Origin of the sequence: Pseudomonas sp. W22_MBD1_FP4, assembly GCF_052113765.1 — a bacterium.
Classification (GTDB): domain Bacteria; phylum Pseudomonadota; class Gammaproteobacteria; order Pseudomonadales; family Pseudomonadaceae; genus Aquipseudomonas; species Aquipseudomonas sivasensis.
The window spans coordinates 91,563-112,827 of record NZ_JBGQOI010000008.1 but is presented as its reverse complement, the minus strand read 5'-3'; the positions used below and the strand labels follow the sequence as shown (position 1 = coordinate 112,827).

The window sequence follows — 21,265 nt, the reverse complement described above, 5'->3', positions numbered from 1 at the left end:
ATGAACAGCCTCCAGACAAAACCCGTCTACTTGATCGCTGCGTCGGTGTTCAACCACGCAGGCACTGAGTGCGCCGATTTACATGGCCCGGTGCGGGCCGCCCAGCCGTTGGATTTTGCCCCGGACCACCTGGCCTATCCCGTGACCGTACCGCGACTGCCCACCACGGTGTTCGACCGCAAGATTCAACGCAGCGTCGAACCTCAGGGCGCCCGTTTGCTGTATTGCGCCGGGCAGCTTGCCGGCGCGTTGAATGACTTGCACCTGCCTGGCGAGCGCGTGGCGCTGATGGCCGCCATTCCGGAAGTGGACGGCCCCAGTTCCTGCTGGGAAGCCGTGCAGGCCATCGCCGAACAACCGGACGCACTGCTCGCACAACTCTTCGCTTATACCCCGCCGCTGCACGCACTGATGATGCTCAACAGCAGCGTCATGGCCTATGTAGCCGAGGCGCTGCACTGCCGTGGCCCGATGGGCGGTTTCTGCTCACAGGGAAATGCGGGAGTCGATGCGCTGATTGAGGCGTTCGAACACATCGCCGGTGGCCGGGCCGACGCCGGGGTTGTGGTCAGCAGTAGCCCGAACCTCTCGCCTGCGCTGTACCTGCGCGACAGCACCGAACAGCCTGCACTCCCGGCGCCGGATCGTTATGGGGAAGGCGCAGCGTGCCTGTTGCTGACGTCGTGCACGCCAACCCACGGCGCCTTGCGCATCGCCGGGTTCGCCCGTGGTTACAGTGCTTGCCCCGAACGCTCGAACGCCGTGGCGCACAAGGTCATCCAACAAGCATTAAGCCGAGAGAAAGTAGGTTTGCGCGACGTAGCACATGTCGTCGCCGCGCCGGACACCCCCTTCCTGCCGCTTCTGCTCGCAGACACCCAGGCGACGCTTCACAGCTCCCGGCCCATGACCGGCGACCTGGGAGCAAGCGCCCTGTTGACTGAAATCGCCCTGACCCTTCACGACCAGCGCGATGGGTACACATTGCTGCTCAATCACAGCCGTGCGGGCCATTGGGGCGCCGTATTACTGGCCAAAGAAGCCATGGAGAAACAGGCATGAGCCCACCAAGGATTGTGATAACCGGCCTGGGTGCCGTGACCGGTTTCGGTTTCGAGTGGCAATCAATGTGGGCGCAGATGCTGCGCGGTGAGCACTGCATCCGCCCATGGCAACCCGAAGGCGTGGCCGACGGTAGCTTCCCGGTGCGTTACGCCGCGCCAGTAGACACCCGCCAACTGCCGGACTACTTGAAAGGCCATCGCGCCTGGCAGATGCCCCTGGAAAAACGCAGCCAGTTGGGTTGGGTGGCGGCCAGCCAAGCGATCACCGACAGCGGCCTGAGCGCCGCACAACTTCGCGATGCGGCCGTACTGTGCGCGTCCGGCGCACCGGCCCACAACATTCAGGACATGCTGCTGACCGTGTCCGGCGAGCAGCAGGCTTGCCCTGCATGGCGCCACTTGATGGCCAAGGCTGATCAGGTCAGTGCGGCCCACTCGCTGTGCCAGAGCAACGACCGGCTGGCCAGGGTGATCGCTGACGACAGCGGTTGCGAAGGCCCGGTGATCAACATCAGCAGCGCCTGCGCCGGGGCGTCCCAGGCCATCGGGAATGCCTTCCAGATGATCCGCCGGGGTGAAGTCGACGTCGCTGTCGCCGGCGGGGCCGACTCGGTGTTGAGCCTGGACACCATGACCGCGCTTTACCTGTTGGGCGCAGCCAGCAGCGAGCAACGCTGGGGCGAAGGGCTTTGCCGTCCATTCGATCGCCATCGCAGCGGCCTGGTTGCTGGAGAAGGCGGTGGTTTTGTAGTGCTCGAAACCCTGGAGAGCGCCCTTGCCCGTGGCGCCGTGCCCTATGCCGAAGTGCTGGGGTTTGGCAGCAGCCTGGACGGCTACAAGGTCACCGCACCCGACCCGCAAGGGCGAGGCGCCGCCCTGGCGATGCAGACCGCCTTGCACGATGCCGGCATCCGCCCGCAACAGGTGGACCTGATCAACGCTCACGGCACGTCCACCCCGCTCAACGATGCCGCCGAAACCCTGGCCATCAAGTCGGTATTCGCCCAGGACGAGCACTATAGACGGCTGGCAATCAGCGCCAACAAGTCCCAGTTCGGGCACTTGATCGCGGCCGCTGGCGCACCCGAGTTCATCGTCACCGCACTGGCCTGCCAGCACGACCGGATTACCCCGACCCTCAACCTGCACAGCGCCGCCGACGACTGTGATCTGGACTACTGCGCCCATCAGACGGTCAACCGCCGAGTTGACGTGGCGCTGAGCAATTCATTCGGCTTCGGTGGGCTCAATACCTGCCTGGTGCTGGGCAAATACCAGGAGCACGCACAATGAGTGCCGCACAAACACCCATCGCTATCGCCGGCAGCGGCTGTGTCCTGGCCAGCGGATGGGGCGTGGACGCGTTCTGGACTGCGGCCTGCGAGTCGCGCAGCGGGATCAAGCCATTGCGCTCCTTGCAGTTTCATAGCGAGCGGGTCACGGCCTTTGGCCAGATCCACTATGACGATCATCAACGCAGTCGTCAGGACCTCGCGCAGAACCTGCAACGCTACTGCACGCCCGCCGTCATCTGGGGTGTCAGTGCGGTTCGTCAGGCACTGGCCGATGCGGACCTGACACCCGGTGCAGACGGCCTGACCTATGGGCTCTATTGCTGCCAGGGTGGATACACCCATCCTTCTCTGGCGTCCTACGGCGAATTGCTCCACGAATGCCGCCAGGGCGAAGGGGCAGACATGCACCTGCTGGCCCGACGTATTTTGCAGGAGCGGGCGCAGGATCCGTTCCTGGTGCTCAAGGGCCTGAGCAATATCCTGCTGGGCGTGACCAGCCTGGCGCTCAAGCTGGAGTGTGAATGCAACGCCTACATGCAGGGCGTCTCCGGCAACCTGGCAGCCTTGCGTGAAGCCTGTGCCGCGTTGCAGAGCGGGCGCATTGATGTCGCGATCATTGTCGGTGCGGGCAGCGAACTCGATGCCCTGGCACTCAGCGCCTTGGTACAGGCCGGCACCATCAGTGCGGACGGCTCGGAGACCCTGCGAGCTTTCGACGCGCAAGGCACGGGCGGTATCGCGGGTGAAGGCGCGGCAGCCCTGGTGTTGCGCCGTCGCGAGGATCTGGGGGATGAACCCCAGGTCTGCCTGCAAACAATGACCGCCCATGTCTCTATCGAGGCACTGAACCTGCCAGACCAGCCAACCGATCTGCTGGTGTGCACTGGCACCGGCACGCCCGACAAAGATCGGCAATTGAGCCACGTACTGGGCCGCACCGGCGGCGCCCACATCACCAGTGGCGTGCCGGTGACCGGCCTGCTCAGTGCGGCTCCCAGCCTGGCAGACCTGATCCTGGCCCGCTGCGCCCTGCTCGCCCAGCGCGTGCCACCAATTGCCGGGCTAAGCCAACCCGTGGCCGCGCACCTGCCCTTTGTGATGGGCGCTCCCTATTCAACGACGCTCACCGATTGCCTGGTGCTCAACCGCGACGACAACGGTTTCAGCGCTTGTTACCAATTGAAGTACAGCGAGCAGGCCAATAACGCCTGACGTTTTTTGTACAACACCCTCCTCTTTTATAGGACATGGATGTGATGGATTACCGTGATTTTGTTCGCCCAAAGTTTGTAGATCTGCTCCAGGCCCTGGGGCTTGAGTGTGAGTTCAAACGCGCACTGGGCAGTCAATTGTTCTACCGCAACCGCAAGGGTGACGAGGTCACCGTGACGGATTTTCTCGGTGGCTATGGCGCGGCGTTGTTTGGTCACAACGACCCGCAGTTTGTCGAACAGCTCTGCACACTGTTGCGCAATGACGTGCCCTTTAACGCCCAGATGTCGATCCGCGGCACGGCCGGAGCCCTAGCGCGCGCGTTGAGCGAAGCCTTCAATCGCGAGCTGAAGAACAACGAACAATACATTTCGACCTTTTCCAACAGTGGTGCCGAAGCGGTCGAAATTGCCGTCAAGCATGCCGAGTTTCGTCGTCAGAAAAACCTGCAACGCCAGTTCGACGAACTCGACTTTACCCTGGCTCAATTGACCTCCAGCGACCGCGCCTACCGCGAAGTGGATGTCGCTGACCTCGACTTGCCGGCAGGCCTGCTGCCCGCGCACCTGAACACGGCCACGGTGCGCCAGGTGGTTGAAGCGGTGCGCCAGCACAACCTCGCCGAATTGCATGTCGAGCCGGTCTTTGTCGCTTTGCGCGGCAGTTTTCACGGCAAACTGGTCAACACTGTGCAACTGACGTACGGCCGCCAGTATCGCCAGCCGTTCGCGCGTTTCGGCCTGAACGTGGAGTTCATTGAGCCCCAGCAACCCCATCAACTCCAGGAGCTGCCCGCGCGCCACACCCGACATTGGCTGAGCCTGCAATGGAGCGGGGATCAACTGCTGGTCAAGCGCGATGCGTTCAGCGCGATCACCGCCGTACTGATGGAGCCGATCCAGGGCGAAGGCGGCATCATCGAATTCTCGACTGATTTTTACCGGGCGTTGCGTCGCCTGTGTAACGAGCAGCAGTGCCCGTTGATTATCGACGAGGTGCAGTCGGGCTTCGGACGGACCGGCACCTTCCTGGCCAGCAGTCATTTCAATCTGCAAGGCGATTACTACTGCCTGTCCAAAGCGCTGGGCGGTGGCCTGATGAAGATCGCGGCCACCGTGATTCGCAGCAGCCACTATGAAAAAGACTTCAGCTATATCCACAGCTCGACCTTCGCCGAAGACGATGCCTCCTGCCACATCGCCCTCTCGGCGCTCAATCGTCTGTTTGCCGATGACCAAGCGATGCTCAAGGACGTGCACACCAAGGGCGAATACCTAAAGGCCTCACTGCTTGAGCTCAAGGCGGCCTACCCAGGGGTGATCGCCGATGTGCGGGGCCGCGGCCTGTTGCTGGGCTTTGAGCTGCACGACCAAAGCACCAACAGCTCGCTGGTGCAGGCTTCAGCCCAGTACAACGACGCCTTGGGTTACCTGATTGCCGGCTACCTGTTGCAGTTTGAAGCCCTGCGCGTGGCGCCTTCGGGCAGCAACTCCAATGTGATCCGCCTGGAGCCGCCCGCCTGCATCACATTCGCCGAGATCGACGGGCTGATCAAAGCCCTGCAAAAGGTCTGCGACATGCTGCAACGCGGAGATGCGTTCCCGTTGGCCGCTACCATTTGCAATGACCTGATCCCGGCGGTCGCGCCGCGCGACACCGGCTTCCAGGTCAACGCCCTGCCTAACGCCCCGCAGGACACCCCCATCGTCGCCCGCGTGGCCTTTATCAATCACTTGATCGATGCCGACATCCTCGGTGATGTCGATCCCTCACTCGGCCAACTGAGCACCGAACAAAAATGTGTGTTCATGCAACGCACCGCACCGGAACGCCGGGCGGCCCCCGTGGGCCCGGTGGTGATCCGCTCGAAGCTGGGCATGGCCGTGGAGTTCACGTTGTACCCACTGTGCATGGACTCCAACGCCATGGCGGACTACATCATCAGCGGCGATCTCGACGTGATTCGCAAAGAAGTCGGCAATCGCATCCTGGACGCACGCGCCGATGGCTACCGCGTTGCCGGGTTGGGGATGTACACCTCCATCGTGACCAACAACTGCCAGGCCCTGAAAATTCCGGACATGGCGCTGACGTCCGGTAACGCCTTGACCATCGGCATGGGCCTTGAGGCCATCGAGCAAGGCTGCAAACAACAGGGGCTTGAGTTGCACGCACAAACGGCAGCCGTGGTCGGCGCCGCCGGTAACGTGGCGTCGACCTATGCGTCGCTGCTGTCAGCCGCTGTCGACCACGTGATCCTGATTGGCAGCGGCCGCGATGGCTCGCTGCGCCGTCTGGAAAAAACCGCCCATCTGATTTACGCCGACGCGGCTCGCTCGATTCTCAAGGGCACGGCCAGCGACGACTTGCTGGCGCAGCGCCTGCTCGACATCGACGGCATTCACGCGCTGCTAAAGGACTTCGGCAGCAGCTCGCAGTTGGGCCTGCAGGTCTCGCGCCTGGTGCAAGAACGCCTGGGGGCCAACGCCTTCATTACCGTCACCGATGACCTGCAAGCCCTCAAGCGCGCACGCATCGTGCTGTGTGCGGCAAACGCAGCGCAGCCGTTTCTCGACGCTGGGCATTTCGCCGAACACAGCGTGATCTGCGACATCGCCGTGCCGCTGAACGTTGACCAAGCGATCGGCACCCAGCGCAGCGACGTGCTGTACATGCACGGTGGCATTGTCCAGACGCCGTTCGACGACGGGCTCGCGCCGAATGTGCGGGCCTACCTGAAACAGGGCCAGTTGTATGCCTGCATGGCCGAGTCGGTGCTGATGGGGCTTGCGGGAATTACCCAGCATTACTCCTACGGCGACATCAGCCGCGAACAAGTGCAGCAGATTCGTGCGTTGGCGGCGATCCATGGCTTTGGCCTGGCGCAGTTCAAGACTCACAACTCACTCTAAGGAACGGCCATGACCACTAAAACAGCGGTAGTCACCGGAGGCAGTCGCGGCATCGGCAAAGCGGTTGTCCTGGCACTGGCCGAGGCCGGCTACCGGGTTGCATTCAACTACGTGCGCGACGAAGCGGCGGCCCTGGCGGTGCGCGATGAAGTCGAAAAGATGGGCGGCGAATGCCTTACCGCGCAGTGCGACATCAGCGACGCCCACAGCATCAAGGCGTTTTTCGAACAGGTTGAACAACACTTCGAACGCATCGACCTGCTGGTCAACAACGCCGGGATTACTCGGGATGGTTTGCTGGCAACGCTCTCGGTCGAGGCCATCAGCGAGGTGATCCAGACCAACCTGATCGGCACACTGCTCTGCTGCCAACAGGTGGTGCCCGGCATGATGCGCCAGCGTCAAGGCTGCATCATCAACCTGAGTTCGGTGGCGGCGCAAAAGCCTGGCAAAGGCCAAAGCAGCTACGCCGCCGCCAAGGGAGGTGTGGAGGCGCTGACACGTGCCCTGGCGGTCGAGTTGGCGCCGCGCAATATCCGCGTCAACGCGGTGGCGCCGGGGATCGTCAGCACCGACATGACCGCCGCCTTGCTCGAAACCCACGAGCAGGAGGTCCAGTCGCGTCTGCTGATCAAGCGCTTTGCCGTGCCAGGGGATATCGCCGAGGCCGTGCTGTACCTGGCCGACCGCGCCACCTATGTGACCGGCGAAGTGTTGTCGGTCAATGGCGGGTTGAAAATGCCATGAGCGCATCTCGAACTTTTTTGATTTCCGGTGCCGCCAACGGCATTGGCCGTGCAGTCGCGGAACACTTCGCCACCGACGAAGCCCATCGCCTGATCCTGGTGGACCGTGACTTGGCCCAGCTACAAAGCTGGGTCGGCAACGGGGCATTTGCCGCAAGCATCGAAACCCATGGCGTCGATATCGCCGACCTTGCGAGCGTGCAAGCGTTATTCAACGACCTGTCGGTGCGCCTCGGTTACATCGATGTCCTGGTCAACAGCGCCGGTGTCTGCAACGAGAACGAACCGGAGGACTTGGACAACTGGCACAAGGTGATTTCGGTCAATCTGAACGGCACCTTTTATGTCACTTCGCTGTGCCTGCCACTGCTGGCGGACCGAGGGCGAATCATCAATTTGTCGTCGATCCTGGGCCGCATCGGCAAGGTCCGAAACACCGCTTACTGCGCCTCCAAGCACGGCATTATCGGCATGACAAAAGCACTGGCGCTGGACCTGGCACCGCGCCGGATTACCGTGAACGCGATTTTGCCAGCCTGGATTGATACGCCAATGCTTCAAGGCGAATTGGCGACTCAAGCCAGTATTGCCGGAATCAGTCAGGAGCAGATCCTGCGCAATGCCAAGAAAAAGCTGCCGTTGCGCCGTTTCATCCAGGCTGACGAAGTCGCCGCCATGGTGCGTTACCTGGTCAGCCCGGAGGCCTCCGGCGTCACGGCCCAGAGCCTAATGATCGACGGCGGCGCCGGGTTGGGGATGTAGCCATGAACACAGCATTGCTCACACGCAGCCTGTTGCTTGGCCTGATATCGCTGGCGCCACGCCTGGCGGGTGCGGACCTGCTGCCGACCCATGCCGACGCGGAAGTGGGATTGGCCAGTGCCCTGCGCTTGCACGGGGATGATCCGGTCACGCAGAAGGCGGTGTATTTCAAGGCCAACCTGGAAGACAACTGGGACAGCGGCTACTACAAGGCCAAAGGCCGGGTACGCTACGACGCGCGCTATGACGGGCATAACCCTTATAGCCAGGAGGCACGGGATGACTACCGTTTCAGTGCCGACTGGCGGCATCTGTATTGGGGCCATTACCTGGGTGACGGTGAGGTCACCGTGGGTTGGCAGCAAGTCGTCTGGGGCCGCGCCGATGAGTTGCGGGTGTTGGACCAGGTCAACCCTATCGATTACCGCGAAGGCGTGACGGCCTTGCTTGAAGACAGCCGCATCGCGGTGCCGATGGTGCGTTTGACCCAACCCGTGGGCGAGTGGGAAGTAGAAGCCTTGTGGATAACCGACTTCCTGAAAAACCAGGCGCCGGCCCAAGGCAGCGAATTCGACGCTCCGTTGTTCGCAGTACCGGACCCGGACCTGTTCCTGGTCGGTTCAAAGCCGGACTACAGCGGGCAAAAGGGGTTCTCCTATGGCATGAGCGCCAACGGCAGGATCGGTTCGGTGGACGCCAGCTTTGTCGCCCTCAACGCCCGCCAGCAAGACCCGGTGTATGCCGTCGAAGGTATCGCTGACGATCAGCGCGTGGTTCTGGAGCGCCAGTTCCCCCGCTACAGCATGGGCGGTGCCGGCCTGGCGATCGACGCCGGCCACAGCATCGTGGTGCGCAGTGAGGTGGCCTACTTCGACCGCTGGCACGTCACCAATCCGTACCGTAACCACGGCAGCAGCCAGAGCCCGATGGTCAAGTCCTTGCTGGGCGTGGACTACCTGCTGCGCAACTGGCTGATCTCCGTGCAATGGCAGGAGCAGCAATTGCTCGACTGGCAGCAGGGCATGGTGCAGGACAAACGCGAGCCGCTGTTCACGCTGTCCGCCGAAGGCACCCACCTGCGTGACCGCCTCAAATCCCGCCTGGTACTGGCGATGTCTCCTCCCGCCAAGGACGACGCCTTGCTGCAAGGCATCTTCACGTACACCCCCGTGGACTGGCTGAAGCTGGGGCTGGAGGTGGATGTGTTTTTTGGCAAAGAAGACCGCACGTTTGGCCAATACAGCCAGCGCGACCAACTGCGTGTGTCGGCGGGTTATCTGTTCTGAGCCCCGTTCCGACCTCAATAAAAAACCACTTCAAGAAAAGGAAATTTCTATGTTGCCGCCCCTCAAGGTCCTGACCGCCAGCCTCCTGATGCTCACCAGCATGGGGGCACTGGCCGCCCCGAACGCCGACGAAATCATTCGTCAGGCCCGTGACCGCAATGACGGCAAGAGCTTCATGTCGCAGGTTTCGCTGATCCTGCTGGACAAGCAAGGCAACAGCCGGGTGCGCGAGTTCAGCTACCTGCAAAAGGATTACCCGGACAGTGACAAGTTCACCATGTACTTCTCGGCCCCCAACGATGTCCGCAACGTCGCCTTCCACATCGAAAACCCCCACGAAGCCCTGAGTGCCGAGGACAGCCAATGGATGTACCTGCCGGTCAGCCGGCAAACACGCCGGATCTCGACCACCGACAAGCGTGGCGCATTCATGGGCAGTGATTACTCCTACGCGGATTTGGACAAGATCCGGGCCGATGACTACAGCCAGACACTGGTAGGCGAAGAGACCATCAACGGGCGTGAATGCTACGTCATCGAGCGCACGCCGGTGTCTGCGCAGATCCTGGCCAAAACCGGCTACAACCAACTCAAGGTCTGGATCGACAAGCAGAACAGGCTGGTCATGCGTCAGGATTTCTTCGACGTCAAAGGCGTGATGTTCAAGCAGATGCGGACGCTGAAAGTCGAGACAGTCGATCAGATCGACAGCATCACCCTCAGCGAAACCGAAGACTTCATCGCCGGCACGCGCTCCCAACTGAAGTTCAACCAGTTGCAGTACAACGTCGAACTGGACGACTGGCTGTTCAACCAGACCGCGATCAAACGCGGCCTCAAAACTGGCGACCTGCCTGAATTTGCCGTCTCCGCTCGCTGAATACTGCGCCTGCCTTTCGTGGAACCGATTGAACTATGGAACGATACCTGAACTTCGTTGAGCGCTATGCGCGCACGATTGTATTTGTGCTGGTGGCGATCACGGCCTACTTCACCTATGCCCTCGGCTCGCTGATGTCGGACACCAATCCCTATTTGCTCAAGGAAAGCCATCCAGCGCGAAAAACCATTATTGAACTGCAACACGAGTTCACCGGCACCTATGACTCGGTCATGGTGGCCCAGAGTAATGCGCACAGTGTGTTTAACACTCAGTCGCTTAACGCCCAGTTCGAAATCTCCCAGGCCCTTCGCCGGCTGATGCTGGCCAATGCCGACGATGAGGTCGAGTTGCGCCGCATTGTCGGCAAACACGAAAGCGACAGTCGCGCCCAACTGTTGGCCAGCGATATCCTCGGCGATGGGTTCAGCCAGAACGATTACGCCCAAGCCAAGGCCCTGCGCGATCACGCCCGCAGCCAGGGCTGGGAGGAGCGCGATCAGCAGTTTCTAGCCTTCCTGGCAGAACGGATCAATCCGATCCAGGAAATGGCCTCGATGGCGGACCTGGAAAACATCAGCCTGAGCGCTGACGGCGAACTGTGGATTCACAAGACACTGCACGCCTTGGACATGGACCCGCAACTCGTCGAAGCCCAGATCATGGGCAATGAGCAAATGGTCGGTGGAGTGGTTTCCCCTGACAGGAAAGTCGCGGTGGTGGTGGCCGAGTTAGGCACCAAGCAAGACGATGCTCAGGCGCAACTGCGGGCGTACCAACAGGTTCGCCAGATCGTCGCTGACTACCAGAGCAAACATCCGCAGTTCACCGATGAAGTGTTCATCGCCGGAACCCCGATCTTCATCGCCGCCCAACAAGAGATCATCGATCACGACCTGGCGCTGCTGTTTCCGATCGTGTTCCTGCTCGTGACCTCCATGCTGGTGTTCTTTTTCCGCAAGCCCTTGGGCGTGTTCCTGCCGCTGTTCAATATCCTCTTCTGCACGATCTGGACGCTGGGGCTGATGGCATTGTTGAAGGTGCCCATCGACCTGCTTACCAGTGTGCTGCCGGTATTTTTGTTCACGATCTGCTGTGCCGACGCGATACACGTGATGGCTGAGTACTATGAGCAACTCAATGCGGGCAAGACGTACCGCGAGGCCAACCGCGAGACTATGCGCCGCATGGTGGTCCCGGTCGTGTTGACCACCGTGACCACCATCGCCACGTTCATGATCTCCACCACCAACAACATCGTCAGCATCCGCAATTTCGGGGTATTCATGTCCATCGGGCTGACGGCCGCGCTGATCATCTCGCTGCTGTTGATTCCGGCGTGGATTTCCATCTGGGGTAAAGACCAGCCGTTGCGTAAAACCGTACACAAAGAGTCGATTATCTCGCGCTACCTGGTGGCTTTTTGTGCCCGCCTGATCCGCTGGCGCAAACCGGTGCTGTTGGTCAGCTTGCCGATGTTGGCGCTGATGACGGTGTTTACCTTCATGGTCGATATCGAAGACTCGGGCATCGCTTACTTCAAGAAAGACAGCCCGGTGCGTGTTTCCGATGAGTTCATCAACCGCTCACGGATCGCGGGCACTTCACCTGGCTGGATTGCGTTCGATACCAAGACTCCGCGTGGCGCGCTGACCACTGAGACCGTGCAGTTCCTCGACAAACTCGACCACTTTCTCAAGTCCCAGCCCAACGTCAGCTATACCTATTCGGTGGCGGCCTACGTCAAGCGCATGAACCTTGTGCTCAATGACATGAACCCCGAATACCTGCGAGTACCGCAGGCCGTGGAGCAGGTGACGTCAGTCAACGATGAGGGGCAGGCGGAAACCTTTGATGTCGACGGAAACTCGCTGATCGAGCAACACATCATGATGTTCGAGAACGGCGGCGGCTCAGACTTGCAGAACGTGCTCAATGCCGACTACTCCAAGGCCTTGACGCTCTACACCATGACCTCTTCGGTGGCCAGCGACTACAAAGACATGCTTGATCGCCTGGACGCCTGGCTGTTGGTGAACAAGCCGGCCAACCTGCAGGTGACCCATGCCGGTACGCCGAAAATCTGGACCGGCATCCTGGCGGAGATCACCCAGGGCCAAGTCCTGAGCTTCTCGCTCGCGCTGCTGGTGGTCACGCTGATGATGATGTTCTGGTTGAAATCCGTCCGGCTGGGGATTCTGGGCATGCTGACGCTGCTGACCACCTCGGTGACGGTGTACGGCTTTATGTACCTGCTGAACATTGAGCTGAACATTGGCACGACACTGGTAACGTTCCTTGTAGTGGGCGTGGTGGATTACGCGGTGCACCTGCTGTCGCGTATCAAGTTGCTGGTCCAGGAAGGTATCCACGTGGACGAGGCGATTTTGACGGCGATGCACAGTGTCGGGCGTTCGACGGTGGTCAACGTGGTGATTTTCTCCGTAGGTTTCCTGGCCCTGCTGTTTTCCGCCTACAAGCCAGTCATTGACTTGGGCACGCTGGTCGCGCTGGCTCTGTTCTCCAGCGGTGTGATGACCATTTTGTTAGTAACGCTGATATCTCCGTGGTTCTTCGCAGCCATTGTGCCCGAGCAACGGGGAGATGAACGCGAACACCCAGAACGCCAGGGCGCTTTGGGATAAACGCTGAAGAGGACGACGCCGGCCATATCCATTGAGCAACCACGGATTGCCGGCGTTTGCGAAGCGCACACACCGCTTCATGAGATTGTGCAGCACGTTCGTTCAGGCCGTTTTGGACAGATGTTCAAACTGGCATTGGTACTGGGCGTCCTTGAGGCTGCTTTCGAACTGTTCAAGGCCGTCGTAGATGCTTTGCAACCCTTCGATCTGAGTCTTCAGTTCCAGCTTTTTATCCGCAATGGCCTGGTTGGCCAAATCCCACGGCAGCTCCTGGCCGCGGTGATCCTGAAGGATCGCCTGCATTTCCTTGAGTTTGAAGCCAAGCTGCTGCGCGCATTTGATGAACGTCAGCAGTTCAACGCTTTGCTGGCTATAGACCCGGTACTTACCTTCGCGCGCAGGCGGTGGCAGCAAACCAATGTCTTCATAGTGGCGGATGGTCTTGACTGTCGTGCCCGACAGCTGGGCTGCTTTGCCGATATACATGTAAAAGTCCTTTTTTATGGCACAGACGGGGGGGGCGCACTTTGGCGCGCCGCATCTTCACACATGTGTGCGGCGTCTGAAACCCGACAGTGTCAAAAGGCTATGCAGTGGCAGAGATGAAGCAGGCATCGCCTGTTGCAAGGCGATGCTGTACAGCGGTGTGTCAACGAGCAGCGATCTCCTGAGCTTGCTTGAGCCAGGCTTGTCGCTGGGAATCGCCGGAACCGAGGATCGGCCCGAACGTGAGGGTCTTCAACGGTTTGATGCCGCAGAACTCCAACGTGGTCTTGCGCATCTGGTGTAGCCCCGGCATGCGATAGAACCATTTGTAGTACCACGGCGGGGTATCCATCGTGACCAGCAAGTGAGCGGTGCGCCCCTTCAAGAGCTTGTCGGGAAAGGCTTTGCCTTCGCGGTACTTGAAGGCGAAACCGGGAAGGAATATCCGATCGAAAAAGCCTTTCATCAAGGCCGGAATCCCTCCCCACCAGATGGGATACACAAACGCCAGGTGCTCAGCCCAAGTGATATCGGCCTGCGCCTTGAGCAGATCAGGCTCCAAGAGCTGAACCTGCTTGTAGCCATCGTGCAGCACGGGATCGAAGCGCAGCGCATCCAGCCGTAACAGACGCACCTCATGCCCCGCACGTGTAGCCGCCTCCACATAAGTGTCGGTCAGTGCTCCACAGAAACTGTCGGTTGAGGGATGCCCCAAAATCACCAGAACTCGCTTACTCATCATCACTTCATCCTGAAAGTTGAGCGTTCAGAATAGGGTGTGCCCGTAACGGGAGAGTCAACAGGGAGGTTTGCCAAATGCTGGTATAGCCGGGTGCATTGCGCACCGGCAGGTAAGCTCCAAATCGCAGGCAAAAAAAAACCCGGAAATCCTCACTTACGTGGGCCTTCCGGATTTTCTAAACCGCCAAAAATGGTGGGTCGTGTGGGATTCGAACCTACGACCAATTGGTTAAAAGCCAACTGCTCTACCAACTGAGCTAACGACCCGCTGTGTGGTGGCGCGTATAATACTGATTTCTAAGGATTATTCAACACCTTATTTGAAATAAATCAGAAATAACGCGTTGGGTCCGTAATTCCGGCCATTTTGAAGCCCTCTGCACGCAGCCGGCAGCTGTCACATTTCCCACAGGCACTACCGCCTTCGTCTGCCTGATAGCAGGAAACAGTCAGCGCGTAATCGACGCCAAGTCCTACGCCAGCCTTCACGATATCGGCCTTGCTCATGTTTTGCAGCGGCGCCTGGATACGAAACCCCTGCCCCTCTACACCGGCCTTGGTGGCCAGGTTGGCCATGCGTTCGAAGGATTCGACGAACTCCGGACGGCAGTCCGGGTAACCGGAATAATCCAGCGCATTGACGCCGATAAAGATGTCGCGGGCGTTAAGCACTTCGGCCCAGCCAAGGGCCAGGGACAGGAACACTGTGTTGCGTGCCGGTACGTAAGTGACCGGGATGCCTTCCGAGGGTGCTTCTGGCAGGTCGATGGTGCTGTCGGTCAACGCCGAACCACCCATCCCGCCTAGATTCAGGCCAACCACCTTGTGCTCGATCACACCGAGGTCGCGGGCGACGCACGCAGCCGCGTTCAACTCGGCGCGGTGACGCTGGCCATAATCGAAGCTCATGGTGTAACAGCTATAGCCTTGCGCTCGCACCATGGCCACCAATGTGGCGGAGTCGAGACCACCGGACAGCAGAATGACTGCGCGCTTTTGATCAGTCATCTCAGCGCCCCGGCTCGTCGTTCCACAGGTATTTATGCAGCTGCAATTGCAGGCGTACGGGCAAGTTATCGGCAACCACCCAGTCGGCCAGATCGCGTGCGTTCAGGTCATGGTGGCTGGGGGAGAACAGCACTTCACCGGCACGGCGTTCGAGGCCGTACTGGATCAACTTGGAGTTGGCCCAGTCGTAATCCTCACGAGAACAGATGACAAACTTGACCTGATCGTTGGGCGTCAGCAGTTCGATGTTCTCGTAAAGGTTGCGGTGCGCTTCCTTGGAGCCTGGGGTTTTGAGGTCTAGCACTCGGCTCACACGCGGGTCTACCGCGGAGATATCCAAAGCACCGCTGGTTTCCAGGGAGACTTCGTAACCGGCATCACACAACTGCTTGAGCAAAGGAATGGCGTTGGGCTGAGCCAGGGGCTCGCCGCCTGTCACACAGACGTAACGCGGCCGGTAGCCGGCAACCTGCTCCAGAATGTCTTCAAGGGTTCGAACGGTGCCGCCACTGAAGGCATAGGCGCTGTCACAGTATTGGCAACGTAACGGGCAGCCGGTCAGGCGCACAAATACTGTGGGCAGGCCGGCGGTGCGTGTTTCACCCTGTAACGAGTAAAAAACTTCGGTGATGCGTAATGTGTCTTGCATAGTCGCCACGGGCGTAACAGCTAAACAGGCTGTCCGCCTCCGTCAGGCACTTCAAGGAACCCCGCCAACGCGTAGGCCCCAGGAAGCGGGTGTCATAAAAGGGCGTGGATTCTAACGAAAAAACCCGCGCCAGGCGCGGGTTTCTTCTAAACGGACAGCATCGCTTACAAGCGTTGCAGATCCCGTTGAGCCAACTGTGCAGCAGAAGTGCCCGGATATTGGGCAACGACCTGCTGCAGAATGCCTTTGACCTTGTCGGTATGACCCAGGCGGCGCTCTACGTCAGCGAGTTTGTACAGCGAATCCGGCACCTTGGCGTGCTTGGGGTACAGCTGGCTGACCTTGGCAAATGCCTGGCCCGCCCCCTGCAAATCACCCTTTGCCAGGTTCACCTCGCCCAACCAGTACTGGGCGTTGCCCGCGTACTGGCTGTTTGGGTATTTGCGCAGGAAGGCGGTAAACGCCTGGCTGGCCTTATCGAAATCCTTGGCTTTGATCAGGTCGAAGGCTGCATCGTAATACAGCTTTTCCTTCGCAGGATCACCCGGTTCACTGCTGGCGGCAGGGGCTTGGCTCGCGGCCGCGGCCCCTACTGCTGCACCACCGGCAGCGGCGCTTGGCGCGCCACCGGCAGAAGAATTATCAGGAGTAGCGGCAGGTGTAACGCCGGCTCCTATGCGTCGATCAAGATCCTGGTAACGCTCCAGGCCTTCTTGCTTCAGCTGACGCACTTCATTCTGCAGAACTTCAATGGTGCCTTGTTGCTGCGCCAATTGATCCTGCATGCGTTGCAGCTGGTTGAACAGTTCGCCCTGTGCCGAAGGGGCGGACGTAGCCGCCCCCCCAGCATAGGCGCCGTTCGTGCCATAACCTGCTGGCGGATAGCTGCTCCCGCTATTGTTATAGCCAGAGTTGCTATCTTCCACAGGAACCGCAGCCCACACCGCAAGCGGTGCGAAGCTGAGAGCCAATACAGTTAGAGCACGACGGCACGTTCGCATGACGAATTACTTACGCAGTTCGACGCGACGGTTTTGAGCCCAGGACTGCTCGTCGTGGCCAGTAGCAACTGGACGCTCTTTACCGTAGGAAACCAGTTCCAGTTGGCCTGGAGCAACACCTTGCAGTACCAGGTAGCGCTGAACGGCTTTCGCACGACGCTCGCCCAGTGCCATGTTGTACTCACGAGTACCACGTTCGTCGGTGTTACCTTCCAGAACAACGCGAGCGCCGTTAGCTTTCAGGTCCTTCGCGTGAACGTCCAGAGCGCGCATGGCTTCTGGTTTCAGGTCCGAACTGTCGTATTCGAAGTAGAAAGTGGTGATAGCGCGCAGAGCAGCTTCTTCGCTCAGGGAGCCGTCAACTGCACCAGTGTTAGCGCCGTAACCAGCGTTTGGATCAACAGCTGCGCCTTCACCGGCATTGTCGCCGCCTTTAGACGAGCAACCAACGGCTACGGACAGAGCCAGAGCCAGAGCAGCAAACTTACCAAACTTCAGCATTTCCATCGTGAAACTCCTAATGAACCCCAGTGTGTTAAGTACTTCTTTTTGTAGCGCCGCGTCAGTTCAGGTAAGGGGACCAGGACGGTTCTCTGACTTCGCCTTGAGCGGTAGGAAGCGGGAGCCTCACGCGTCCATTAATGGACACGAGCATCAAGACTCCCCGGCCCTGCTGGCGGGTGGCGTAGATTACCATGGTGCCGTTGGGCGCAACAGTAGCTGACTCATCAAGGTTGGTATCTGTGAGGATTTTTACGGTTCCACGCTGCAAATCCTGGGCCGCAACCCGGAAATTAGTGAAGCCATCCTGACGGTGAATCATCACCAACGTCTTTTCATCAGCCGAAAGCTTAGGGTTAGCGTTGTAGTTACCAATAAAGGTCACTCGTTCCGCGCCGCCACCACTAATGCTCGATTTGTAGATTTGTGGCTTGCCGCCCCGGTCAGAGGTGAAATAGATGGTCGAACCATCCTTGCCCCAGAACGGTTCAGTATTGATACCCGGGCCACTGGTAACACGATTGATCTGGCGCGAAGCCATGTTCATCACGTAGATATCCGGGTTGCCGTCTTTAGACAGCACGAATGCCAGGCGCGAACCATCCGGCGACCAGGCTGGCGCGCCGTTGAGGCCTTCGAAGTTGGTGATCTGCTCACGACGACCAGTATCGATGTGCTGGACGAAAATGCGCGGACGCTTCTGTTCGAACGACACGTAGGCAATGCGCTTGCCGTCCGGCGCAAAGCGCGGCGACAGGATTGGCTCACGCGATTGCAGCAACGTCACGGCACGTGCGCCGTCGTAGTCCGAGCGCTGCAGAGTGTAGCGAGTGTTATCTACAGAGAAACGCTCAGCCGTTACGTAAAGCAGGCGTGTCGAGAACGCCCCTTTGATACCGGTGAGTTTTTCAAACGACTGGTCCGAGATGTAGTGGGCCATGTCCCGCAGTTGTTCGGTGGTGCCCGAAACGCTGCCGGTCAGGACCTGTTGCTCGGTGGCCACGTTGAACAAGGTGTATTGGATTTGCAGGCGACCGCCGGCCGGCACGATGTTGCCGACCATCAGGTACTGGGCGCCAACGGCTTTCCAGTCACGGAACACGACTTCGCTGGCCTGGTTCGGCTGGCTGATCATGTTGCCTTTCGGAATCGGCGCGTAGTAACCGGAGTTGCGCAGGTCGTCGCTGACGATCTGGGCCATGTCGTCCGGCAGCACACTGCCGCCCTGCCAACCGAACGGTACAACAGCGATCGGGGTGGCCCGGTCGCTACCGCTGGTTACCAGGATGTTCTTTTCATCCGCCGCCGCTATCCCTGCCATACAGCAAATAACGACAAGCATTCCTCGAAGAAGGTTTCTCACAAGGCTAGATCCTCAGGTGTGAATGTCATCTTGAATGAACGATAGGGAGCGAAGTCGCTTGGTTTCATTCCCTGCATCTCGGTCAACCGGCCAATGTTCTTGACTGCGGCAACCGCCGAACTGTCGAACGAACCATCACCACTGGACTTGGCCACGCTGACCGAAGTCACCGTACCGTCCGGCAACATGCCGATCTGCAGCACTACTGTCATGCCTTTGCGCGCCGAAGGTGGACGTGTCCAGCCTTCTGCTGCCCGTGCCCGAATCAGGTCGTCGAAACTGCCCGCGACTTCATCACCACGCTCATCGGCCAAGGCTTGCTGACGCTGCGGCGTGTCGGAGAGCAAATCTGCCAAGGCCTGGGCCTTTTTCTCTTCGGCGGATTTACGCGCTGCTTCCTGGGCCTTTTTCTTGGTGGCGTCGGCTGCAGCTTTCTTCTTCGCGTCGTCGGCGATCTTCTTCTTCGCCTCGTCTGCTTCAGCTTTTTTCTTGGCGTCTTCGGCGGCTTTCTTCTTCGCGTCTTCGACTATCTTTTTCTTGGCCTCTTCAGCGGCCTTTTTCTTGGCCTCTTCTTCGGCAGCTTTTTTCGCTTCTTCTTCAGATTTCTTCTTGGCTATATCAGCCAATTGTTTCTCTTCAGCCTTTTTAGCTTCGGCAGCTTTCTCGGACTTCTTGGCTTCATCAGCCTTTTTCGCCTCGTCGGCCTTCTTCGCTTCGTCAGCCTTTTTCGATTCCTCGGCCTTTTGAGCCGCCTCTTCTTTCTTTTGTTCCGCAGCAGCCTTCACCGCTTCCTGCTCGACCTTCTTCTGTTCCATCTGTTCGACTTCAGTCTGGCGCGCAGCCGACTTCTGGGCCTCACCCGCAATCTTCTGATTGGTCTGGGTGGTGGCCTGACTTTTCGATTTCAGCTGATACAGGGTCGCCTGCACGATCGGCTTGGCTGGCGGCAAGTCCGGGGTCATGGCAAAGCTGACGAACAACATGCCAAACACCAGGACATGCAGGGCAATTGCCCAGACGCTAGGCCAGAAGTAGCTTTCCGAGGCGGACGGCTCTCGCTGTTGCTGCATCAGGGCGCCTCGGTAATCAAGCCAACGTTACCGACGCCGGCCTTCTGCAGCCCGCCCATGGCGCCCATGACGGAGCCGTAGTCGACCGACTTGTCGCCGCGAATGAAGACCTGGGTGTGCTTGCCGCCTTCGTTGCCGGAGCGAATGATCTTGGTCACAGCATCAGTCATCGCCGGCAGGGTCAGAGCCTTGTCCTGCTGCTTCTGGGTGTCGACTTCGCTGCCAAGGTTCCAGTAATAGGTCTTGTCAGCCTTGATCGAGATGGTCAAGACCTGGGTATTGTTGTCCTGAGGCAAGGCTTCGCTGGAAACCTTGGGCAGATCAACCTTCACACCCTGGTTGAGCATCGGCGCGGTCACCATGAAGATCACCAGCAGCACCAGCATCACGTCGATGTAAGGCACTACGTTCATCTCGGCGACCGGCTTGCGCTTGGTTCGAGCTCGAGTGATTAAAGCCATCGGGGAGTACCTGCTTATTCTTCGCTGGTGTGCACTTTACGGTGCAGGATCGCCTGGAATTCATCGGCGAAGGTGTAGTAACGGCCAATCAGGTTCTCGCCGCGCGCGGCAAAACGGTTGTAGGCGATAACAGCGGGGATAGCGGCGAACAGGCCGATCGCGGTAGCGATCAGAGCTTCGGCGATACCTGGGGCCACTGTGGCCAGGGTAGCTTGCTGGGCCTGGGCCAGGCCTCGGAAGGAGTTCATGATCCCCCACACGGTACCGAACAGGCCGATGTACGGGCTGACGGAACCAACGGTGGCGAGAAACGGCAGGCTCTGCTCCAGCTTCTCTTCTTCACGGGAGATGGCGACGCGCATGGCACGAGCCACGCCTTCCATCACTGCTTCCGGATCAACACCCGGCTGCTGACGCAGACGCGAGAATTCCTTGAAGCCGGCCCGGAAGATTTGCTCCACACCCGAATCCGGGTCCGGGTTGCTGCCGGCCTGGCGGTAGAGCTTGGACAGGTCGATACCCGACCAGAAGCGCTCTTCAAAGCTCTCCAGGGCACGTCGACCGGCACGCAGCAGGTTGCTGCGCTGAAAAATCATGACCCAAGAGGTAACCGATGCGGCTACCAGGATCAGCATCACCAGTTGAACCACAACACTGGCATTGCTGACCAGGCTCCACATGGAGGAATGGTCGACGACGGTAGGTTCCACGCTAAATCTCCTGCTTTGATTGTTTACCCGCGCCGCTCACGGCGGCAAAGGCCGCACGTAGAGTTTCGGGAATGGCCCGAGGTTTCAAACTGTTGGTGCGTACACACGCCACCAGGAACTGCCCCTCACAGAGCAGCGTTGCATCCGTTGCCCGCCTGACCTGCTGCTTGAAACGCAGGCTGGCACGGTTCAATTCGATTACTTCAGCGCTAACCAGAAGCTCGTCGTCCAGTCGCGCCGGCGCGTGGTAACGCGCCTCGCTGGAATGCACGACGAATAACAGGTCCTCCCCTGCCAGCTGGGATTGGGCAAAGCCCAGCTCCCGTAGCCGCTCGGTTCGAGCCCGCTCCATGAACTTGAGGTAATTGACGTAATAAACGATGCCGCCGGCATCGGTGTCCTCGTAATAAACGCGACAGCGATGTGCGAACGACTGATCCCCGTTTTGCGCGCGCATACTCTAGTGCTTACTC

At 59.5% G+C, this 21,265-nt stretch carries 20 protein-coding genes and 1 tRNA gene; 9 read left to right on the top strand and 12 right to left on the bottom strand.

Translation table 11 applies throughout. The features are described from left to right. From ACEN2T_RS12710 to ACEN2T_RS12670, 9 genes are read left to right on the top strand one after another with little or no spacing between them, the layout of a single operon-like run. Positions 1 to 1,062 (top strand): beta-ketoacyl synthase, encoded by a 1,062-nt coding sequence (locus tag ACEN2T_RS12710; RefSeq protein ID WP_233896887.1) that lies wholly within the window; start codon positions 1 to 3, stop codon positions 1,060 to 1,062. Next, a complete protein-coding gene (locus ACEN2T_RS12705) occupies positions 1,059 to 2,357 on the top strand; it encodes a beta-ketoacyl-[acyl-carrier-protein] synthase family protein (RefSeq protein ID WP_122763793.1) in 1,299 nt (432 codons plus the stop codon). Before ACEN2T_RS12710 ends, ACEN2T_RS12705 begins: the two co-directional genes overlap by 4 nt. Next, entirely contained in the window at positions 2,354 to 3,571 is a 1,218-nt protein-coding gene (locus tag ACEN2T_RS12700; RefSeq protein WP_122680766.1) for a beta-ketoacyl synthase N-terminal-like domain-containing protein, read from the top strand. The genes ACEN2T_RS12705 and ACEN2T_RS12700 overlap by 4 nt, the downstream gene beginning before the upstream one ends. 44 nt (positions 3,572 to 3,615) lie before the next feature. Next, positions 3,616 to 6,483: an aminotransferase class III-fold pyridoxal phosphate-dependent enzyme gene (locus ACEN2T_RS12695; protein ID WP_442116812.1), complete on the top strand. Its 2,868-nt coding sequence runs from the start codon at positions 3,616 to 3,618 to the stop codon at positions 6,481 to 6,483. Positions 6,484 to 6,492: 9 nt separating this feature from the next. Next, on the top strand, positions 6,493 to 7,230 hold the full coding sequence (locus tag ACEN2T_RS12690; RefSeq protein ID WP_032890939.1) for a 3-oxoacyl-ACP reductase family protein: 738 nt from the start codon (positions 6,493 to 6,495) through the stop codon (positions 7,228 to 7,230). Next, positions 7,227 to 7,991 (top strand): SDR family NAD(P)-dependent oxidoreductase, encoded by a 765-nt coding sequence (locus tag ACEN2T_RS12685; RefSeq protein ID WP_095185758.1) that lies wholly within the window; start codon positions 7,227 to 7,229, stop codon positions 7,989 to 7,991. Before ACEN2T_RS12690 ends, ACEN2T_RS12685 begins: the two co-directional genes overlap by 4 nt. A 2-nt stretch (positions 7,992 to 7,993) precedes the next feature. After that, entirely contained in the window at positions 7,994 to 9,277 is a 1,284-nt protein-coding gene (locus ACEN2T_RS12680; protein ID WP_032890935.1) for a DUF1302 family protein, read from the top strand. Positions 9,278 to 9,326: 49 nt separating this feature from the next. After that, positions 9,327 to 10,157, top strand: a complete 831-nt coding sequence (locus ACEN2T_RS12675) for an outer membrane lipoprotein-sorting protein (protein WP_032890933.1) — start codon at positions 9,327 to 9,329, stop codon at positions 10,155 to 10,157. Between the two features lie 35 nt (positions 10,158 to 10,192). Further along, positions 10,193 to 12,802 (top strand): efflux RND transporter permease subunit, encoded by a 2,610-nt coding sequence (locus ACEN2T_RS12670; RefSeq protein ID WP_442116811.1) that lies wholly within the window; start codon positions 10,193 to 10,195, stop codon positions 12,800 to 12,802. A 102-nt stretch (positions 12,803 to 12,904) separates the two neighbouring features. Here the strand turns inward: ACEN2T_RS12670 and ACEN2T_RS12665 are convergent, their stop codons facing one another. The 12 genes from ACEN2T_RS12665 to ybgC form a co-directional block, all read right to left on the bottom strand. Beyond that, on the bottom strand, positions 12,905 to 13,288 hold the full coding sequence (locus ACEN2T_RS12665) for a MerR family transcriptional regulator (RefSeq protein WP_032890929.1): 384 nt from the start codon (positions 13,286 to 13,288) through the stop codon (positions 12,905 to 12,907). A 163-nt stretch (positions 13,289 to 13,451) separates the two neighbouring features. Next, complete coding sequence (locus ACEN2T_RS12660) at positions 13,452 to 14,030, bottom strand: NAD(P)H-dependent oxidoreductase (protein WP_032890927.1); 579 nt, start codon at positions 14,028 to 14,030, stop codon at positions 13,452 to 13,454. 190 nt (positions 14,031 to 14,220) lie between these two features. Then, a tRNA-Lys gene (locus tag ACEN2T_RS12655) sits at positions 14,221 to 14,296 on the bottom strand. A gap of 63 nt (positions 14,297 to 14,359) precedes the next feature. Continuing rightward, on the bottom strand, positions 14,360 to 15,037 hold the full coding sequence (queC, locus tag ACEN2T_RS12650) for a 7-cyano-7-deazaguanine synthase QueC (RefSeq protein WP_122753127.1): 678 nt from the start codon (positions 15,035 to 15,037) through the stop codon (positions 14,360 to 14,362). A 1-nt stretch (position 15,038) separates the two neighbouring features. Further along, positions 15,039 to 15,686: a 7-carboxy-7-deazaguanine synthase QueE gene (gene queE, locus ACEN2T_RS12645; RefSeq protein ID WP_095185762.1), complete on the bottom strand. Its 648-nt coding sequence runs from the start codon at positions 15,684 to 15,686 to the stop codon at positions 15,039 to 15,041. A gap of 164 nt (positions 15,687 to 15,850) precedes the next feature. Beyond that, positions 15,851 to 16,687: a tol-pal system protein YbgF gene (gene ybgF, locus ACEN2T_RS12640; RefSeq protein ID WP_032890921.1), complete on the bottom strand. Its 837-nt coding sequence runs from the start codon at positions 16,685 to 16,687 to the stop codon at positions 15,851 to 15,853. 6 nt (positions 16,688 to 16,693) lie between these two features. Beyond that, the gene (pal, locus tag ACEN2T_RS12635; protein WP_003209827.1) at positions 16,694 to 17,194 is read right to left on the bottom strand and encodes a peptidoglycan-associated lipoprotein Pal; all 501 of its coding nucleotides are present in this window, start codon (positions 17,192 to 17,194) and stop codon (positions 16,694 to 16,696) included. A 55-nt stretch (positions 17,195 to 17,249) separates the two neighbouring features. After that, complete coding sequence (tolB, locus tag ACEN2T_RS12630; RefSeq protein WP_032890919.1) at positions 17,250 to 18,530, bottom strand: Tol-Pal system beta propeller repeat protein TolB; 1,281 nt, start codon at positions 18,528 to 18,530, stop codon at positions 17,250 to 17,252. Between the two features lie 17 nt (positions 18,531 to 18,547). Beyond that, entirely contained in the window at positions 18,548 to 19,621 is a 1,074-nt protein-coding gene (tolA, locus tag ACEN2T_RS12625; RefSeq protein WP_032890917.1) for a cell envelope integrity protein TolA, read from the bottom strand. Then, positions 19,621 to 20,073: a protein TolR gene (gene tolR, locus ACEN2T_RS12620; protein WP_160384999.1), complete on the bottom strand. Its 453-nt coding sequence runs from the start codon at positions 20,071 to 20,073 to the stop codon at positions 19,621 to 19,623. Before tolR ends, tolA begins: the two co-directional genes overlap by 1 nt. Positions 20,074 to 20,096: 23 nt before the next feature. Further along, on the bottom strand, positions 20,097 to 20,792 hold the full coding sequence (gene tolQ / locus ACEN2T_RS12615) for a protein TolQ (protein WP_032890916.1): 696 nt from the start codon (positions 20,790 to 20,792) through the stop codon (positions 20,097 to 20,099). Position 20,793: 1 nt separating this feature from the next. Continuing rightward, positions 20,794 to 21,249 carry a tol-pal system-associated acyl-CoA thioesterase gene (gene ybgC, locus ACEN2T_RS12610; RefSeq protein ID WP_032890914.1) on the bottom strand — a complete coding sequence of 152 codons (456 nt, stop codon included), beginning with the start codon at positions 21,247 to 21,249 and terminating at the stop codon, positions 20,794 to 20,796. Positions 21,250 to 21,265: the final 16 nt, after the last annotated feature.

Coding starts and splice junctions, on each gene's coding strand:
- ACEN2T_RS12710 (WP_233896887.1), top strand. CDS start 1: ATGAACAGCCTCCAGACAAAACCCGTCTACTTGATCGCTGCGTCGGTG.
- ACEN2T_RS12705 (WP_122763793.1), top strand. CDS start 1,059: ATGAGCCCACCAAGGATTGTGATAACCGGCCTGGGTGCCGTGACCGGT.
- ACEN2T_RS12700 (WP_122680766.1), top strand. CDS start 2,354: ATGAGTGCCGCACAAACACCCATCGCTATCGCCGGCAGCGGCTGTGTC.
- ACEN2T_RS12695 (WP_442116812.1), top strand. CDS start 3,616: ATGGATTACCGTGATTTTGTTCGCCCAAAGTTTGTAGATCTGCTCCAG.
- ACEN2T_RS12690 (WP_032890939.1), top strand. CDS start 6,493: ATGACCACTAAAACAGCGGTAGTCACCGGAGGCAGTCGCGGCATCGGC.
- ACEN2T_RS12685 (WP_095185758.1), top strand. CDS start 7,227: ATGAGCGCATCTCGAACTTTTTTGATTTCCGGTGCCGCCAACGGCATT.
- ACEN2T_RS12680 (WP_032890935.1), top strand. CDS start 7,994: ATGAACACAGCATTGCTCACACGCAGCCTGTTGCTTGGCCTGATATCG.
- ACEN2T_RS12675 (WP_032890933.1), top strand. CDS start 9,327: ATGTTGCCGCCCCTCAAGGTCCTGACCGCCAGCCTCCTGATGCTCACC.
- ACEN2T_RS12670 (WP_442116811.1), top strand. CDS start 10,193: ATGGAACGATACCTGAACTTCGTTGAGCGCTATGCGCGCACGATTGTA.
- ACEN2T_RS12665 (WP_032890929.1), bottom strand. CDS start 13,288: ATGTATATCGGCAAAGCAGCCCAGCTGTCGGGCACGACAGTCAAGACC.
- ACEN2T_RS12660 (WP_032890927.1), bottom strand. CDS start 14,030: ATGATGAGTAAGCGAGTTCTGGTGATTTTGGGGCATCCCTCAACCGAC.
- queC (WP_122753127.1), bottom strand. CDS start 15,037: ATGACTGATCAAAAGCGCGCAGTCATTCTGCTGTCCGGTGGTCTCGAC.
- queE (WP_095185762.1), bottom strand. CDS start 15,686: ATGCAAGACACATTACGCATCACCGAAGTTTTTTACTCGTTACAGGGT.
- ybgF (WP_032890921.1), bottom strand. CDS start 16,687: ATGCGAACGTGCCGTCGTGCTCTAACTGTATTGGCTCTCAGCTTCGCA.
- pal (WP_003209827.1), bottom strand. CDS start 17,194: ATGGAAATGCTGAAGTTTGGTAAGTTTGCTGCTCTGGCTCTGGCTCTG.
- tolB (WP_032890919.1), bottom strand. CDS start 18,530: ATGCTTGTCGTTATTTGCTGTATGGCAGGGATAGCGGCGGCGGATGAA.
- tolA (WP_032890917.1), bottom strand. CDS start 19,621: ATGCAGCAACAGCGAGAGCCGTCCGCCTCGGAAAGCTACTTCTGGCCT.
- ybgC (WP_032890914.1), bottom strand. CDS start 21,249: ATGCGCGCGCAAAACGGGGATCAGTCGTTCGCACATCGCTGTCGCGTT.